Source organism: Klebsiella sp. 141251 (genome assembly GCF_050600725.1).
Taxonomy (GTDB): Bacteria; Pseudomonadota; Gammaproteobacteria; order Enterobacterales; family Enterobacteriaceae; genus Klebsiella; species Klebsiella aerogenes.
In genome coordinates this window covers 19,290-34,844 of record NZ_JAQIRG010000017.1, presented here as the reverse complement: position 1 = coordinate 34,844, position 15,555 = coordinate 19,290, and the positions used below count along the sequence as shown (strand labels likewise).

12 protein-coding genes are annotated in these 15,555 nt (G+C 52.7%); 10 read left to right on the top strand and 2 right to left on the bottom strand.

What is annotated here, in order from left to right; genetic code table 11:
- The 10 genes from PGR09_RS24105 to dcuB form a co-directional block, all read left to right on the top strand.
- Positions 1–531: EF-Tu/IF-2/RF-3 family GTPase (locus tag PGR09_RS24105; RefSeq protein ID WP_335904636.1), on the top strand; the 531-nt coding region annotated here is incomplete at its 5' end.
- Between the two features lie 232 nt (positions 532–763).
- On the top strand, positions 764–1,147 hold the full coding sequence (gene secE / locus PGR09_RS24100) for a preprotein translocase subunit SecE (RefSeq protein WP_015368827.1): 384 nt from the start codon (positions 764–766) through the stop codon (positions 1,145–1,147).
- Between the two features lies 1 nt (position 1,148).
- Positions 1,149–1,694: a transcription termination/antitermination protein NusG gene (gene nusG / locus PGR09_RS24095; protein WP_007665882.1), complete on the top strand. Its 546-nt coding sequence runs from the start codon at positions 1,149–1,151 to the stop codon at positions 1,692–1,694.
- 156 nt (positions 1,695–1,850) lie between these two features.
- The gene (gene rplK, locus PGR09_RS24090; RefSeq protein ID WP_020079906.1) at positions 1,851–2,279 is read left to right on the top strand and encodes a 50S ribosomal protein L11; all 429 of its coding nucleotides are present in this window, start codon (positions 1,851–1,853) and stop codon (positions 2,277–2,279) included.
- A 3-nt stretch (positions 2,280–2,282) separates the two neighbouring features.
- Complete coding sequence (gene rplA / locus PGR09_RS24085; protein WP_015368826.1) at positions 2,283–2,987, top strand: 50S ribosomal protein L1; 705 nt, start codon at positions 2,283–2,285, stop codon at positions 2,985–2,987.
- Positions 2,988–3,401: 414 nt separating this feature from the next.
- The gene (gene rplJ / locus PGR09_RS24080; RefSeq protein WP_004097644.1) at positions 3,402–3,899 is read left to right on the top strand and encodes a 50S ribosomal protein L10; all 498 of its coding nucleotides are present in this window, start codon (positions 3,402–3,404) and stop codon (positions 3,897–3,899) included.
- Between the two features lie 66 nt (positions 3,900–3,965).
- Entirely contained in the window at positions 3,966–4,331 is a 366-nt protein-coding gene (gene rplL / locus PGR09_RS24075; RefSeq protein WP_003033114.1) for a 50S ribosomal protein L7/L12, read from the top strand.
- A gap of 324 nt (positions 4,332–4,655) precedes the next feature.
- Positions 4,656–8,684 carry a DNA-directed RNA polymerase subunit beta gene (gene rpoB, locus PGR09_RS24070; RefSeq protein WP_015704004.1) on the top strand — a complete coding sequence of 1,343 codons (4,029 nt, stop codon included), beginning with the start codon at positions 4,656–4,658 and terminating at the stop codon, positions 8,682–8,684.
- 76 nt (positions 8,685–8,760) lie between these two features.
- Positions 8,761–12,984 (top strand): DNA-directed RNA polymerase subunit beta', encoded by a 4,224-nt coding sequence (rpoC, locus tag PGR09_RS24065; protein WP_045397360.1) that lies wholly within the window; start codon positions 8,761–8,763, stop codon positions 12,982–12,984.
- 397 nt (positions 12,985–13,381) lie between these two features.
- On the top strand, positions 13,382–14,722 hold the full coding sequence (gene dcuB, locus PGR09_RS24060) for an anaerobic C4-dicarboxylate transporter DcuB (protein ID WP_045397357.1): 1,341 nt from the start codon (positions 13,382–13,384) through the stop codon (positions 14,720–14,722).
- Positions 14,723–14,764: 42 nt separating this feature from the next.
- Here dcuB and PGR09_RS24055 read toward each other — a convergent pair whose 3' ends face one another.
- Together PGR09_RS24055 and PGR09_RS24050 are read right to left on the bottom strand one after the other, a co-directional pair.
- Positions 14,765–15,082, bottom strand: coding sequence for a PTS lactose/cellobiose transporter subunit IIA (locus tag PGR09_RS24055; protein WP_045397355.1), 318 nt, complete (start codon positions 15,080–15,082; stop codon positions 14,765–14,767).
- Between the two features lie 3 nt (positions 15,083–15,085).
- Entirely contained in the window at positions 15,086–15,391 is a 306-nt protein-coding gene (locus PGR09_RS24050; RefSeq protein WP_045380683.1) for a PTS sugar transporter subunit IIB, read from the bottom strand.
- Positions 15,392–15,555 lie beyond the last annotated feature (164 nt).

Here is a 15,555-nt window from a genome sequence, read left to right as displayed (position 1 = left end):
TTCTCCATCTCCGGTCGTGGTACCGTTGTTACCGGTCGTGTAGAGCGCGGTATCATCAAAGTTGGTGAAGAAGTTGAAATCGTTGGTATCAAAGACACCGCGAAAACCACCTGTACTGGCGTTGAAATGTTCCGCAAACTGCTGGACGAAGGCCGTGCTGGTGAGAACGTAGGCGTTCTGCTGCGTGGTATCAAACGTGAAGAAATCGAACGTGGTCAGGTACTGGCTAAGCCGGGCAGCATCAAGCCGCACACCAAGTTCGAATCTGAAGTGTACATCCTGTCCAAAGATGAAGGCGGCCGTCATACTCCGTTCTTCAAAGGCTACCGTCCGCAGTTCTACTTCCGTACTACTGACGTGACTGGTACCATCGAACTGCCGGAAGGCGTAGAGATGGTAATGCCGGGCGACAACATCAAAATGGTTGTTACCCTGATCCACCCGATCGCGATGGACGACGGTCTGCGTTTCGCAATCCGTGAAGGCGGCCGTACCGTTGGCGCGGGCGTGGTTGCTAAAGTTCTCGGCTAATCGCTGATAACATTTGACGCAATGCGCAATAAAAGGGCATCATTTGATGCCCTTTTTGCACGCTTTCACACCAGAACCTGGCTCATCAGTGATTTTTTTTGTCATAATCATTGCTGAGACAGGCTCTGAAGAGGGCGTAAAGTCCGAAACGCAGCAGAGCATTTCGGTTTGGTCGCCTCGCATTTAACGCGGGGCGAAGATGTTTGTCTGAATTCTTGTGACAGGTTGGTTTATGAGTGCGAATACCGAAGCTCAAGGGAGCGGGCGCGGCCTGGAAGCGTTGAAGTGGGTTATCGTTGCCGTGCTGCTGATCGTAGCCATCGTAGGCAACTTCCTTTATCGCGACATTATGCTGGCGATCCGTGCGCTGGCCGTGGTGATTCTTATCGCTGCTGCCGGTGGCGTCGCTCTGTTAACGACAAAAGGTAAGGCGACTGTCGCCTTCGCCCGCGAAGCGAGAACCGAAGTCCGCAAAGTGATCTGGCCGACCCGCCAGGAAACGCTGCACACCACGCTGATTGTTGCTGCCGTAACTGCAGTAATGTCACTGATCCTGTGGGGACTGGATGGTATTCTGGTTCGCCTGGTATCCTTTATCACTGGCCTGAGGTTCTGAGATGTCTGAAGCTCCTAAAAAGCGCTGGTACGTCGTTCAGGCGTTTTCCGGTTTTGAAGGTCGCGTAGCTACTTCGCTGCGTGAACATATCAAATTACACAACATGGAAGAGTTGTTTGGCGAAGTCATGGTTCCGACCGAAGAAGTGGTTGAAATCCGTGGCGGCCAGCGTCGCAAAAGCGAACGCAAATTCTTCCCAGGCTACGTTCTGGTTCAGATGGTCATGAACGACGCGAGCTGGCACCTGGTGCGCAGCGTCCCGCGCGTGATGGGCTTCATCGGCGGTACTTCCGACCGTCCGGCGCCGATCAGCGACAAAGAAGTCGATGCCATCATGAACCGTCTGCAGCAGGTTGGCGATAAGCCGCGTCCGAAAACGCTGTTTGAACCGGGCGAAATGGTTCGCGTTAACGACGGTCCGTTTGCTGACTTTAACGGCGTTGTTGAAGAAGTGGACTACGAGAAGTCCCGCCTGAAAGTTTCCGTTTCTATCTTCGGTCGTGCGACTCCGGTAGAGCTGGACTTCGGTCAGGTTGAGAAGGCGTAAGCCGGCGATCAAAAAAGCAGCGATTTAATCGTTGCATAGGGCGCGAAATTGGAATACAATTTCGCGCCTTTTGTTTTTATGGGCCTGGCCCGTAAAACGATGTTTAATCACGGGGAGCTTCTCTGAAGCGTTAATACCCAATTCGAGGATTTAAGAATGGCTAAGAAAGTACAAGCCTACGTCAAGCTGCAGGTTGCAGCTGGTATGGCAAACCCGAGTCCGCCGGTTGGTCCAGCACTGGGTCAGCAGGGCGTTAACATCATGGAATTCTGCAAAGCGTTCAACGCAAAAACTGAATCCATGGAAAAAGGTCTGCCAATCCCGGTTGTTATCACCGTTTACGCTGACCGTTCTTTCACTTTCGTTACCAAAACTCCGCCGGCAGCAGTTCTGCTGAAAAAAGCGGCTGGTATCAAGTCCGGCTCCGGTAAGCCGAACAAAGAGAAAGTTGGTAAAATTTCCCGCGCTCAGCTGCAGGAAATCGCGCAGACCAAAGCTGCCGACATGACTGGTGCCGACATTGAAGCGATGACTCGCTCCATCGAAGGTACTGCACGTTCCATGGGCCTGGTAGTGGAGGACTAAGAAATGGCTAAACTGACCAAGCGCATGTCCGTGATTCGTGAGAAAGTTGATGCAACTAAACAGTACGACATCAACGAAGCCATCTCTCTGCTGAAAGAACTGGCGACCGCTAAGTTCGTTGAAAGCGTTGACGTTGCTGTAAACCTGGGCATCGATGCTCGTAAATCTGACCAGAACGTACGTGGTGCAACTGTACTGCCGCACGGTACTGGCCGTTCTGTTCGCGTTGCCGTATTTGCACAGGGCCCGAACGCTGAAGCTGCTAAAGCTGCAGGCGCCGAGCTGGTAGGTATGGAAGATCTGGCTGACCAGATCAAGAAAGGCGAAATGAACTTTGACGTTGTTATTGCTTCCCCGGATGCAATGCGCGTTGTTGGCCAGCTGGGCCAGGTTCTGGGCCCGCGCGGCCTGATGCCAAACCCGAAAGTTGGTACCGTAACTCCTAACGTTGCTGAAGCGGTTAAGAACGCTAAAGCAGGTCAGGTTCGTTATCGTAACGACAAAAACGGCATCATCCACACCACCATCGGTAAAGTGGACTTTGACGCTGACAAACTGAAAGAAAACCTGGAAGCTCTGCTGGTTGCGCTGAAAAAAGCAAAACCGACTCAGGCTAAAGGCGTGTACATCAAGAAAGTTAGCATCTCCACCACCATGGGTGCAGGTGTTGCAGTAGATCAGGCTGGCCTGAACGCTTCTGCAAACTAATGCCTTTACGTGGGCGGTGATTTTGTCTACAATCTTACCCCCACGATTCTGTCAATAAGACAGACGCTATGCGAGTCATTTGAATTGCAGCAAGGCAGCAATCGAGTGAATCACCGGGAGTGTAGTTAACTACATGACCGGTGTGAACGAGAGCAGCTAACGCCGCTGCGGTTCGAAGGACGAAGTCATAGGAAGAATTTGTTCGTTGGAGCCTGGCCTATCCAGGCCTCCGTCGAAGACCGCAGGTGTTTCGTAAGAAACTTAATCCCCTGCGTAGACGGTGACAGAACGCTAAGATTATTTTTTGGATACTCTGGCTTGTTTCTGCTCACCGTATTAAGACGCTCTATTCGTTGAATAGAGTGAAGTGAGTTCCAGAGCATAAGCTCTGGCAAACATCCAGGAGCAAAGCTAATGGCTTTAAATCTTCAAGACAAACAAGCGATTGTTGCTGAAGTCAGCGAAGTAGCCAAAGGCGCGCTGTCTGCAGTAGTTGCGGATTCCCGTGGCGTAACTGTAGATAAAATGACTGAACTGCGTAAAGCAGGTCGTGAAGCTGGCGTTTACATGCGTGTTGTTCGTAACACCCTGCTGCGCCGCGTCGTTGAAGGTACTCCGTTCGAGTGCCTGAAAGACACGTTTGTTGGTCCGACCCTGATTGCATACTCTATGGAACACCCGGGCGCTGCTGCTCGTCTGTTCAAAGAGTTCGCGAAAGCGAATGCAAAATTTGAGGTCAAAGCCGCTGCCTTTGAAGGTGAGCTGATCCCGGCGTCGCAAATCGACCGCCTGGCAACTCTGCCGACCTACGAAGAAGCAATTGCACGCCTGATGGCAACCATGAAAGAAGCTTCGGCTGGCAAACTGGTTCGTACTCTGGCTGCTGTACGCGATGCGAAAGAAGCTGCTTAATCGCAGTTATCTTTGTAAAGCACTCGCTTACGTATAAACTTATTCTGATATTCAGGAACAATTTAAATGTCTATCACTAAAGATCAAATCATTGAAGCAGTATCCGCTATGTCCGTAATGGACGTTGTTGAGCTGATCTCTGCAATGGAAGAAAAATTCGGTGTTTCCGCTGCTGCTGCTGTAGCTGTAGCTGCTGGCCCGGCTGAAGCTGCTGAAGAAAAAACTGAATTCGACGTAATTCTGAAAGCTGCTGGCGCTAACAAAGTTGCTGTTATCAAAGCAGTACGTGGCGCGACTGGCCTGGGTCTGAAAGAAGCTAAAGACCTGGTAGAATCTGCACCGGCTGCACTGAAAGAAGGCATCAGCAAAGACGACGCTGAAGCTCTGAAAAAATCTCTGGAAGAAGCTGGCGCTGAAGTTGAAGTTAAATAAGCCAACCCTTCCGGTTGCAGCCTGAGAAATTAGGCTGAGGCTGGTGACTTTTTAGTCACCAGCCTTTTTGCGCTGTAAGGCGCCAGTAGCATTTCACACTGTTTGACTGCTGGTTTGCCTCACAATGCTTGTTTCTATCGACGACTTAATATACTGCGACAGGTTAGGGTTCCTGGGCTGTGTAAATCGCAATGAAATGGTTTAAGCGTGATAGCAACAGGCATTGCGGAAAGTGTTCCATTTTCCGGTCAACAAAATAGTGTTGCATAAAAAACTGCCCTTTCCGGGCAGATGGGTCGACTTGTCAGCGAGCTGAGGAACCCTATGGTTTACTCCTATACCGAGAAAAAACGTATTCGTAAGGATTTTGGTAAACGTCCACAAGTTCTGGATGTGCCTTATCTCCTTTCTATCCAGCTTGACTCGTTCCAGAAGTTTATCGAGCAAGATCCTGAAGGGCAGTATGGTCTGGAAGCAGCCTTCCGTTCCGTATTCCCGATTCAGAGCTACAGCGGTAATTCAGAGCTGCAATACGTCAGCTACCGTCTGGGCGAACCTGTTTTTGATGTTAAAGAATGTCAGATCCGTGGCGTGACGTATTCCGCACCGCTGCGTGTGAAACTGCGTCTGGTGATCTACGAGCGCGAAGCGCCGGAAGGCACCGTTAAAGACATTAAAGAACAAGAAGTCTACATGGGCGAAATCCCGCTCATGACCGACAACGGTACCTTCGTTATCAACGGTACCGAGCGTGTTATCGTTTCTCAGCTGCACCGTAGCCCGGGCGTCTTCTTTGACAGTGACAAAGGTAAGACTCACTCTTCCGGTAAGGTCCTGTATAACGCACGTATCATTCCTTACCGTGGTTCCTGGCTGGACTTCGAATTCGACCCGAAAGACAACCTGTTCGTTCGTATCGACCGTCGTCGTAAACTGCCTGCAACCATCATTCTGCGCGCGCTGAATTACACCACTGAGCAGATCCTTGACCTGTTCTTCGAGAAAGTGGTCTTTGAAATTCGCGACAACAAGCTGCAGATGGAGCTGGTACCGGAGCGTCTGCGCGGTGAAACCGCCTCCTTCGATATCGAAGCCAACGGTAAAGTGTACGTTGAGAAAGGCCGTCGTATTACCGCGCGCCATATTCGCCAGCTGGAAAAAGACGATATCAAACATATCGAAGTTCCGGTTGAGTACATCGCGGGTAAAGTTGCTTCTAAAGACTACATCGACGAAGCGACCGGCGAACTGATCTGCCCGGCGAACATGGAGCTGAGCCTGGATCTGCTGGCTAAACTGAGCCAGTCCGGCCACAAGCGTATCGAAACGCTGTTCACCAACGATCTGGACCACGGTCCGTACATTTCTGAAACTGTACGCGTCGACCCAACCAACGATCGTCTGAGCGCGCTGGTAGAAATCTACCGCATGATGCGCCCGGGTGAGCCGCCGACTCGTGAAGCGGCTGAAAGCCTGTTTGAGAACCTGTTCTTCTCCGAAGACCGCTACGATCTGTCCGCGGTTGGTCGTATGAAGTTCAACCGTTCTCTGCTGCGCGACGAAATCGAAGGTTCCGGTATCCTGAGCAAAGACGACATCATCGAAGTGATGAAGAAGCTCATCGATATCCGTAACGGTAAAGGCGAAGTCGATGATATCGACCACCTCGGCAACCGTCGTATCCGTTCCGTTGGCGAAATGGCGGAAAACCAGTTCCGCGTTGGCCTGGTGCGTGTAGAGCGTGCGGTTAAAGAGCGTCTGTCTCTGGGCGATCTGGATACCCTGATGCCTCAGGATATGATCAACGCCAAGCCGATTTCCGCAGCAGTGAAAGAGTTCTTTGGTTCCAGCCAGCTGTCCCAGTTTATGGACCAGAACAACCCGCTGTCTGAGATTACGCACAAACGTCGTATCTCCGCACTCGGCCCAGGCGGTCTGACCCGTGAACGCGCAGGCTTCGAAGTTCGAGACGTACACCCGACTCACTATGGTCGCGTATGTCCAATCGAAACGCCTGAAGGTCCGAACATCGGTCTGATCAACTCCCTGTCCGTGTACGCACAGACTAACGAATACGGTTTCCTTGAGACCCCGTATCGTAAAGTGACCGACGGTGTTGTTACCGACGAAATTCATTACCTGTCTGCTATCGAAGAAGGTAACTACGTCATCGCTCAGGCGAACTCCAACCTGGATGACGAAGGCCACTTTGTTGAAGATCTGGTTACCTGCCGTAGTAAAGGCGAATCCAGCTTGTTCAGCCGCGACCAGGTTGACTACATGGACGTATCCACCCAGCAGGTGGTATCCGTCGGTGCGTCCCTGATCCCGTTCCTGGAACACGATGACGCCAACCGTGCATTGATGGGTGCGAACATGCAACGTCAGGCGGTTCCGACTCTGCGCGCTGATAAGCCGCTGGTTGGTACCGGTATGGAACGTGCTGTTGCCGTTGACTCCGGTGTTACTGCGGTGGCTAAACGTGGCGGTACCGTTCAGTACGTGGATGCTTCCCGTATCGTTATCAAAGTTAACGAAGACGAGATGTACCCGGGCGAAGCAGGTATCGACATCTATAACCTGACCAAGTACACCCGTTCTAACCAGAACACCTGCATCAACCAGATGCCTTGCGTGTCCCTGGGTGAACCAATTGAACGCGGCGACGTCCTGGCCGACGGCCCGTCCACCGACCTCGGTGAACTGGCGCTGGGTCAGAACATGCGCGTAGCGTTCATGCCGTGGAACGGCTACAACTTCGAAGACTCCATCCTCGTATCCGAGCGTGTTGTCCAGGAAGACCGTTTCACCACCATCCACATTCAGGAACTGGCATGCGTGTCCCGTGACACCAAGCTGGGGCCGGAAGAGATCACCGCTGACATCCCGAACGTGGGTGAAGCCGCGCTCTCTAAACTGGATGAATCCGGTATCGTTTATATCGGTGCGGAAGTGACCGGCGGCGACATTCTGGTTGGTAAGGTAACCCCGAAAGGTGAAACCCAGCTGACTCCGGAAGAGAAACTGCTGCGCGCGATCTTCGGTGAGAAAGCGTCTGACGTTAAAGACTCTTCTCTGCGCGTACCGAACGGTGTCTCTGGTACCGTTATCGACGTTCAGGTGTTTACCCGTGACGGCGTAGAAAAAGACAAGCGTGCTCTTGAGATCGAAGAGATGCAGCTGAAGCAGGCTAAAAAAGACCTGTCTGAAGAACTGCAGATCCTCGAAGCTGGTCTGTTCAGCCGTATCTACGCTGTGCTGGTTGCCGGTGGCGTTGAAGCTGACAAGCTCGACAAACTGCCGCGCGATCGCTGGCTGGAACTGGGCCTGACCGACGAAGAGAAACAAAATCAGCTGGAGCAACTGGCTGAGCAGTATGACGAACTGAAACACGAGTTCGAGAAAAAACTCGAAGCGAAACGCCGTAAAATCACTCAAGGCGACGATCTGGCACCGGGCGTGCTGAAGATTGTTAAGGTATACCTGGCCGTTAAACGCCGTATCCAGCCTGGTGATAAGATGGCGGGTCGTCACGGTAACAAGGGTGTTATCTCTAAGATCAACCCGATCGAAGATATGCCGCACGATGCTAACGGTACGCCGGTAGATATCGTACTGAACCCGCTGGGCGTACCGTCTCGTATGAACATCGGTCAGATCCTGGAAACTCACCTGGGTATGGCTGCGAAAGGCATCGGCGATAAGATCAACGCCATGCTGAAACAGCAGCAAGAAGTCGCGAAACTGCGCGAATTCATCCAGCGTGCTTACGATCTGGGCGCTGACGTTCGCCAGAAAGTTGACCTGAATACCTTCAGCGATGAAGAAGTTCTGCGTCTGGCTGAAAACCTGCGTAAAGGCATGCCAATCGCAACGCCGGTATTCGACGGTGCGAAAGAAGCTGAAATCAAAGAGCTGCTGCAGCTGGGCGACCTGCCGACTTCCGGTCAGATCACTCTGTTTGACGGCCGCACCGGTGAACAGTTCGAACGTCCGGTAACCGTGGGTTACATGTACATGCTGAAACTGAACCACCTGGTCGACGACAAAATGCACGCTCGTTCCACCGGTTCTTACAGCCTGGTTACTCAGCAGCCGCTGGGTGGTAAGGCGCAGTTCGGTGGTCAGCGCTTCGGTGAGATGGAAGTGTGGGCGCTGGAAGCATACGGCGCGGCCTACACCCTGCAGGAAATGCTCACCGTTAAGTCTGATGACGTGAACGGTCGTACCAAGATGTATAAAAACATCGTGGACGGCAACCACCAGATGGAACCGGGCATGCCGGAATCCTTCAACGTACTGTTGAAAGAAATCCGCTCGCTGGGCATCAACATCGAACTGGAAGACGAGTAACTCTCGCTCAAACAGGTCACTGGTGCCGGGGTAAAACCCGGCGCCAGATTGTGCTAACTCCGACGGGAGCAAATCCGTGAAAGACTTATTAAAGTTTCTGAAAGCGCAAACTAAAACCGAAGAGTTTGATGCGATCAAAATTGCTCTGGCATCGCCAGACATGATCCGTTCATGGTCTTTCGGTGAAGTTAAAAAGCCGGAAACCATTAACTACCGTACGTTCAAGCCAGAACGTGACGGTCTGTTCTGCGCTCGTATTTTCGGGCCAGTAAAAGACTATGAGTGCCTGTGCGGTAAGTACAAGCGCCTGAAACACCGTGGTGTTATCTGTGAGAAGTGCGGCGTTGAAGTGACCCAGACCAAAGTGCGTCGTGAGCGCATGGGCCACATCGAGCTGGCGTCTCCGACTGCCCACATCTGGTTCCTGAAGTCTCTGCCGTCCCGTATCGGTCTGCTGCTGGATATGCCGCTGCGTGATATCGAACGCGTACTGTACTTTGAATCTTATGTTGTTATCGAAGGTGGCATGACCAACCTCGAACGCAACCAGATTCTGACTGAAGAGCAGTACCTGGACGCGCTGGAAGAGTTCGGTGATGAATTCGACGCGAAGATGGGCGCCGAAGCTATTCAGGCCCTGCTGAAAAGCATGGACCTGGAGCAAGAGTGCGAGCAGCTGCGTGAAGAGCTGAACGAAACCAACTCCGAAACCAAGCGTAAAAAGCTGACCAAGCGCATTAAGCTGCTGGAAGCGTTCGTTCAATCTGGCAACAAGCCGGAGTGGATGATCCTGACCGTTCTGCCGGTTCTGCCGCCAGATCTGCGTCCGCTGGTTCCGCTGGATGGCGGTCGTTTTGCGACTTCTGACCTGAACGATCTGTATCGTCGCGTCATTAACCGTAACAACCGTCTGAAACGTCTGCTGGATCTGGCTGCGCCGGACATCATCGTACGCAACGAAAAACGTATGCTGCAGGAAGCGGTCGACGCCCTGCTGGATAACGGTCGTCGCGGTCGTGCGATCACCGGTTCCAACAAACGTCCTCTGAAATCTTTGGCCGATATGATCAAAGGTAAACAGGGTCGTTTCCGTCAGAACCTGCTCGGTAAGCGTGTTGACTACTCCGGTCGTTCTGTAATCACCGTAGGTCCATACCTGCGTCTGCATCAGTGCGGTCTGCCGAAGAAAATGGCGCTGGAGCTGTTCAAACCGTTCATCTACGGCAAGCTGGAACTGCGTGGCCTGGCCACCACCATCAAAGCCGCTAAGAAAATGGTTGAGCGCGAAGAAGCCGTCGTTTGGGATATCCTGGACGAAGTTATCCGCGAACACCCGGTACTGCTGAACCGTGCGCCAACACTGCACCGTTTGGGTATTCAGGCGTTCGAACCGGTTCTGATCGAAGGTAAAGCTATTCAGCTGCACCCGCTGGTTTGTGCGGCATATAACGCCGACTTCGATGGTGACCAGATGGCTGTTCACGTACCGCTGACGCTGGAAGCCCAGCTGGAAGCGCGTGCGCTGATGATGTCTACCAACAACATCCTGTCCCCGGCGAACGGCGAACCAATCATCGTTCCGTCTCAGGACGTTGTACTGGGTCTGTACTACATGACCCGTGACTGTGTTAACGCCAAAGGCGAAGGCATGGTGCTGACTGGCCCGAAAGAAGCGGAGCGTATTTATCGCGCCGGTCTGGCCTCTCTGCATGCGCGCGTTAAAGTGCGTATCACCGAATACGAAAAAGACGACAATGGTGAATTCGTCGCGAAGACCAGCCTGAAAGACACGACCATTGGCCGTGCCATTCTGTGGATGATCGTACCGAAAGGTCTGCCGTTCTCTATCGTGAACCAGGCGCTCGGTAAGAAAGCGATCTCCAAGATGCTGAACACCTGTTACCGTATTCTGGGTCTGAAACCGACCGTTATTTTTGCGGACCAGACGATGTACACCGGCTTTGCTTATGCAGCGCGTTCAGGTGCGTCCGTTGGTATCGATGACATGGTCATCCCGGAGAAAAAATACGAAATCATCAGCGAAGCGGAAGCTGAAGTTGCTGAGATTCAGGAACAGTTCCAGTCTGGTCTGGTTACTGCGGGCGAACGCTACAACAAAGTTATCGATATCTGGGCTGCGGCGAACGATCGTGTATCCAAAGCGATGATGGATAACCTGCAAACCGAAACCGTTATTAACCGTGACGGCCAGGAAGAACAGCAGGTTTCCTTCAACAGCATCTACATGATGGCCGACTCCGGTGCGCGTGGTTCTGCGGCACAGATTCGTCAGCTGGCTGGTATGCGTGGTCTGATGGCGAAGCCGGATGGCTCCATCATCGAAACGCCGATCACCGCGAACTTCCGTGAAGGTCTGAACGTACTCCAGTACTTCATCTCCACCCACGGTGCTCGTAAAGGTCTGGCGGATACCGCACTGAAGACAGCGAACTCCGGTTACCTGACTCGTCGTCTGGTTGACGTTGCGCAGGACCTGGTTGTTACTGAAGACGACTGCGGCACCCTGGAAGGCATCACCATGACGCCGGTTATCGAAGGTGGCGACGTTAAAGAGCCGCTGCGCGATCGCGTACTGGGTCGTGTGACTGCTGAAGACGTTCTGAAGCCGGGTACCGCGGACATTCTGGTTCCACGCAACACGCTGCTGCACGAGCACTGGTGTGACCTGCTGGAAGAGAACTCCGTTGACTCCGTCAAAGTTCGTTCCGTTGTATCCTGTGACACCGACTTTGGTGTATGTGCGCACTGCTACGGTCGTGACCTGGCGCGTGGCCACATCATCAACAAAGGTGAGGCTATCGGCGTTATCGCGGCACAGTCCATCGGTGAGCCGGGTACACAGCTGACGATGCGTACGTTCCACATCGGTGGTGCGGCATCTCGTGCGGCTGCTGAATCCAGCATCCAGGTGAAAAACAAAGGTAGCATCCGTCTGAGCAACGCGAAGTCGGTTGTGAACTCCAGCGGTAAACTGGTTATCACCTCTCGTAACACCGAACTGAAGCTGATCGACGAATTCGGTCGTACGAAAGAAAGCTATAAAGTACCTTACGGTTCCGTTATGGCGAAAGGCGACGGCGAACAGGTTGCTGGCGGTGAAACCGTTGCAAACTGGGATCCGCATACCATGCCGGTTATCACCGAAGTGAGTGGTTTCGTCCGCTTCACTGACATGATCGACGGCCAGACCATTACTCGTCAGACCGACGAGCTGACCGGTCTGTCTTCGCTGGTGGTTCTGGATTCCGCAGAACGTACCTCCGGTGGTAAAGATCTGCGTCCGGCGCTGAAAATTGTTGATGCTCAGGGCAACGACGTTCTGATCCCAGGCACCGATATGCCTGCTCAGTACTTCCTGCCGGGTAAAGCGATTGTTCAGCTGGAAGATGGCGTACAGATCAGCTCTGGTGACACCCTGGCCCGTGTTCCGCAGGAATCTGGCGGTACCAAGGACATCACCGGTGGTCTGCCGCGCGTTGCGGATCTGTTCGAAGCACGTCGTCCGAAAGAGCCGGCAATCCTGGCTGAAATCAGCGGCATCATTTCCTTCGGTAAAGAAACCAAAGGGAAACGTCGTCTGGTTATCACCCCGGTAGACGGTAGCGAACCGTACGAAGAGATGATTCCGAAATGGCGTCAGCTGAACGTGTTCGAAGGTGAACGTGTAGAACGTGGTGACGTGGTTTCCGACGGTCCGGAAGCGCCGCACGACATTCTGCGTCTTCGTGGCGTACACGCGGTAACGCGTTACATCACCAACGAAGTGCAGGACGTTTATCGTCTGCAAGGCGTTAAGATTAACGATAAGCACATTGAAGTTATCGTTCGTCAGATGCTGCGTAAAGCGACCATCGAAAGTGCTGGTAGCTCCGACTTCCTCGAAGGCGAGCAGGTTGAATACTCCCGCGTTAAGATCGCTAACCGCGAGCTTGAAGCGAATGGCAAAGTTGCGGCAACCTATTCCCGCGACCTGCTGGGTATCACCAAAGCGTCTCTGGCAACCGAGTCCTTCATCTCCGCGGCCTCGTTCCAGGAGACCACTCGCGTGCTGACCGAAGCAGCCGTTGCGGGCAAACGCGACGAACTGCGCGGTCTGAAAGAGAACGTCATCGTGGGTCGTCTGATCCCGGCGGGTACCGGTTATGCGTACCACCAGGATCGTATGCGCCGTCGCGCAGCGGGCGAACAGCCAGCTGCGCCGCAGGTGAGCGTAGAAGAAGCGTCTGCCAACCTGGCAGAACTGCTGAACGCAGGCCTGGGCGGTTCTGACAACGATTAATCGTTGATGCGCTAAGCGCTTAAAAGCCAGTCAGGAAACCTGACTGGCTTTTTTATTACCTGTCGATTTATCTCACCTAAAATAAATTACATTTATTTAATGTAATTGCCGCAATTAATTAGCAAATTAAACATGCCTGGTAATTATCAATTTGCTATTTCTTTATGCCATCACTAATCGATGGATAAAAATTCTACATGTATCAAAAAATAAGCGACGTAAACGCTATATAGTCAAAACACTCAAAGAATCATGTGATTACTTTTCCCCATCCTTTTCGGTTTACCGCAACTGAGGGGTTCGCTGCGCCTGTTAAAAGGCAATGGAGGAGGTGAGCAAAAATAAAAATAAGGCGGAGAGTATTGTCGTTATTTAATGGATAGCTTCTGGGGGATACATGGAATTTGCTATACAGCTCATCATTATCTTAATTTGTCTGTTCTACGGCGCGAAAAAGGGTGGTATTGCGCTCGGCCTTTTAGGCGGCATTGGGTTAGTTATCTTAGTTTTTGTCTTTCATCTTAAACCGGGAAAGCCGCCGGTTGATGTCATGCTGGTGATTATCGCGGTGGTGGCCGCCTCGGCGACGCTACAGGCATCTGGCGGTTTAGACGTGATGCTGCAGATTGCCGAGAAGCTCCTGCGGCGCAATCCCAAATACGTTTCTATCGTCGCGCCATTCGTCACCTGTACGCTGACGATCCTGTGCGGTACCGGCCATGTGGTGTATACGATCCTGCCAATTATTTACGACGTGGCTATCAAAAATAATATTCGCCCGGAGCGGCCGATGGCGGCGAGCTCAATTGGCGCCCAGATGGGGATCATTGCCAGCCCGGTTTCGGTGGCGGTGGTCTCGCTGGTGGCGATGCTCGGGAATTTTACCTTTAACGGTAAGCACCTTGAGTTTCTCGATTTGCTGGCGATAACCATTCCGTCAACGCTGCTAGGGATCCTGGCGATTGGTATCTTCAGCTGGTTCCGCGGTAAAGATCTTGATAAAGACGAGACCTTCCAGGCGTTTATTGCGATACCGGAAAACCGTCATTATGTTTATGGCGACACGGCCACGCTATTGGATAAAAAGCTGCCGACCAGCAACTGGATTGCGATGTGGATCTTCCTTGCCTCAATTGCCGTGGTGGCGCTGCTTGGCGCGTTTTCTGAATTGCGTCCGGCGTTCGACGGAAAGCCTCTCTCAATGGTTCTGGTGATCCAGATGTTCATGCTGCTCTCCGGGGCGCTCATCATTATTATTACCAAAACCAATCCGGCTTCGATTTCTAAAAATGAGGTTTTCCGCTCGGGGATGATCGCTATCGTCGCGGTGTATGGTATCGCGTGGATGGCGGAAACCATGTTCGGCGCGCACATGACCGAGATTAAAGGCGTGCTAGGAGAGATGGTGAAGGAGTACCCGTGGGCCTACGCTATCGTGCTGTTATTGGTATCGAAGTTCGTCAACTCTCAGGCGGCGGCGCTGGCGGCCATTGTCCCGGTGGCGCTGGCGATCGGCGTTGACCCGGCCTATATCGTCGCTTCCGCGCCCGCCTGCTATGGCTATTACATCCTGCCGACTTACCCAAGCGATCTGGCGGCGATTCAGTTTGACCGTTCAGGCACAACCCATATTGGCCGCTTCGTCATTAACCATAGCTTTATTCTGCCGGGATTAATTGGCGTGAGCGTTTCTTGCGTCTTCGGCTGGGTGTTCGCGGCGATGTACGGTTTTCTGTAAGTGAGACAGGCGCCGCTGGCGGCGCCTGCTAGCTCATTAGGATTATTGTGCGGGCGGCAGGCGGCGATACAGTTCGATCATATCGGTCGCTAAATCCTGAATCACCATCGCGTTCATCAGATGATCCTGGGAGTGCACGGTAATCAGGTTCACCGGCAGCTTGCCGCTGCCTTCATCCATGCCGATAAGCTGGGTCTGGATTTTATGCGCATGCTTTACAAATTCGTGGGAGTCGGCCATAGCCTGCTCGGCGGCGGCGAAATCCCCTTTACGCGCCTGCTGTAGGGCAGTGAGGGCAGAACTGCGCGCGGAGCCGGCGTTGACCAGCAGCTCCATGATAATCGTCTCTAAATCTTCCATGCCTTACTCCATCAGCTTCAGGGCTTTATCAAGAACGGCATCGCCTTTCATCATGCCGTAATCCATCATATCGATAACGGCGACCTTTTTACCAACCGGGTCGGCTAGCGCCTGTAGTTTTGCCTGTTCATACTTCACCTGTGGGCCGAGCAGTATAATATCCGCCGCGGCCAGGTTATCTTTGAACTCCGCTACCGGCACGGCTTTAATAGACACTTCGATGCCTTTCTTTTGCGCGGCGTCTTTCATACGTTGCACCAGCATGCTGGTGGACATTCCTGCGGCACAGCATAAAACGATATTCTTCATTGTTTCATCGCCCTTATGTATGTTCCTTGATATACCATCTTTATCGCGGGCGGCGGCGTGGCACAACCGCTTCACCATGATTGTGTGTAAAACATCACAAAAAATGAAACCGGTTTCAATTTTGCAGCGGCAGAGATAAAAAAGCCCGCAAAAGCGGGCTATCA

Bases quoted from the DNA above. Each gene is read 5' to 3' on its own strand.
- secE (WP_015368827.1), top strand. From the start codon at position 764: ATGAGTGCGAATACCGAAGCTCAAGGGAGCGGGCGCGGCCTGGAAGCG.
- nusG (WP_007665882.1), top strand. From the start codon at position 1,149: ATGTCTGAAGCTCCTAAAAAGCGCTGGTACGTCGTTCAGGCGTTTTCC.
- rplK (WP_020079906.1), top strand. From the start codon at position 1,851: ATGGCTAAGAAAGTACAAGCCTACGTCAAGCTGCAGGTTGCAGCTGGT.
- rplA (WP_015368826.1), top strand. From the start codon at position 2,283: ATGGCTAAACTGACCAAGCGCATGTCCGTGATTCGTGAGAAAGTTGAT.
- rplJ (WP_004097644.1), top strand. From the start codon at position 3,402: ATGGCTTTAAATCTTCAAGACAAACAAGCGATTGTTGCTGAAGTCAGC.
- rplL (WP_003033114.1), top strand. From the start codon at position 3,966: ATGTCTATCACTAAAGATCAAATCATTGAAGCAGTATCCGCTATGTCC.
- rpoB (WP_015704004.1), top strand. From the start codon at position 4,656: ATGGTTTACTCCTATACCGAGAAAAAACGTATTCGTAAGGATTTTGGT.
- dcuB (WP_045397357.1), top strand. From the start codon at position 13,382: ATGGAATTTGCTATACAGCTCATCATTATCTTAATTTGTCTGTTCTAC.
- PGR09_RS24055 (WP_045397355.1), bottom strand. From the start codon at position 15,082: ATGGAAGATTTAGAGACGATTATCATGGAGCTGCTGGTCAACGCCGGC.
- PGR09_RS24050 (WP_045380683.1), bottom strand. From the start codon at position 15,391: ATGAAGAATATCGTTTTATGCTGTGCCGCAGGAATGTCCACCAGCATG.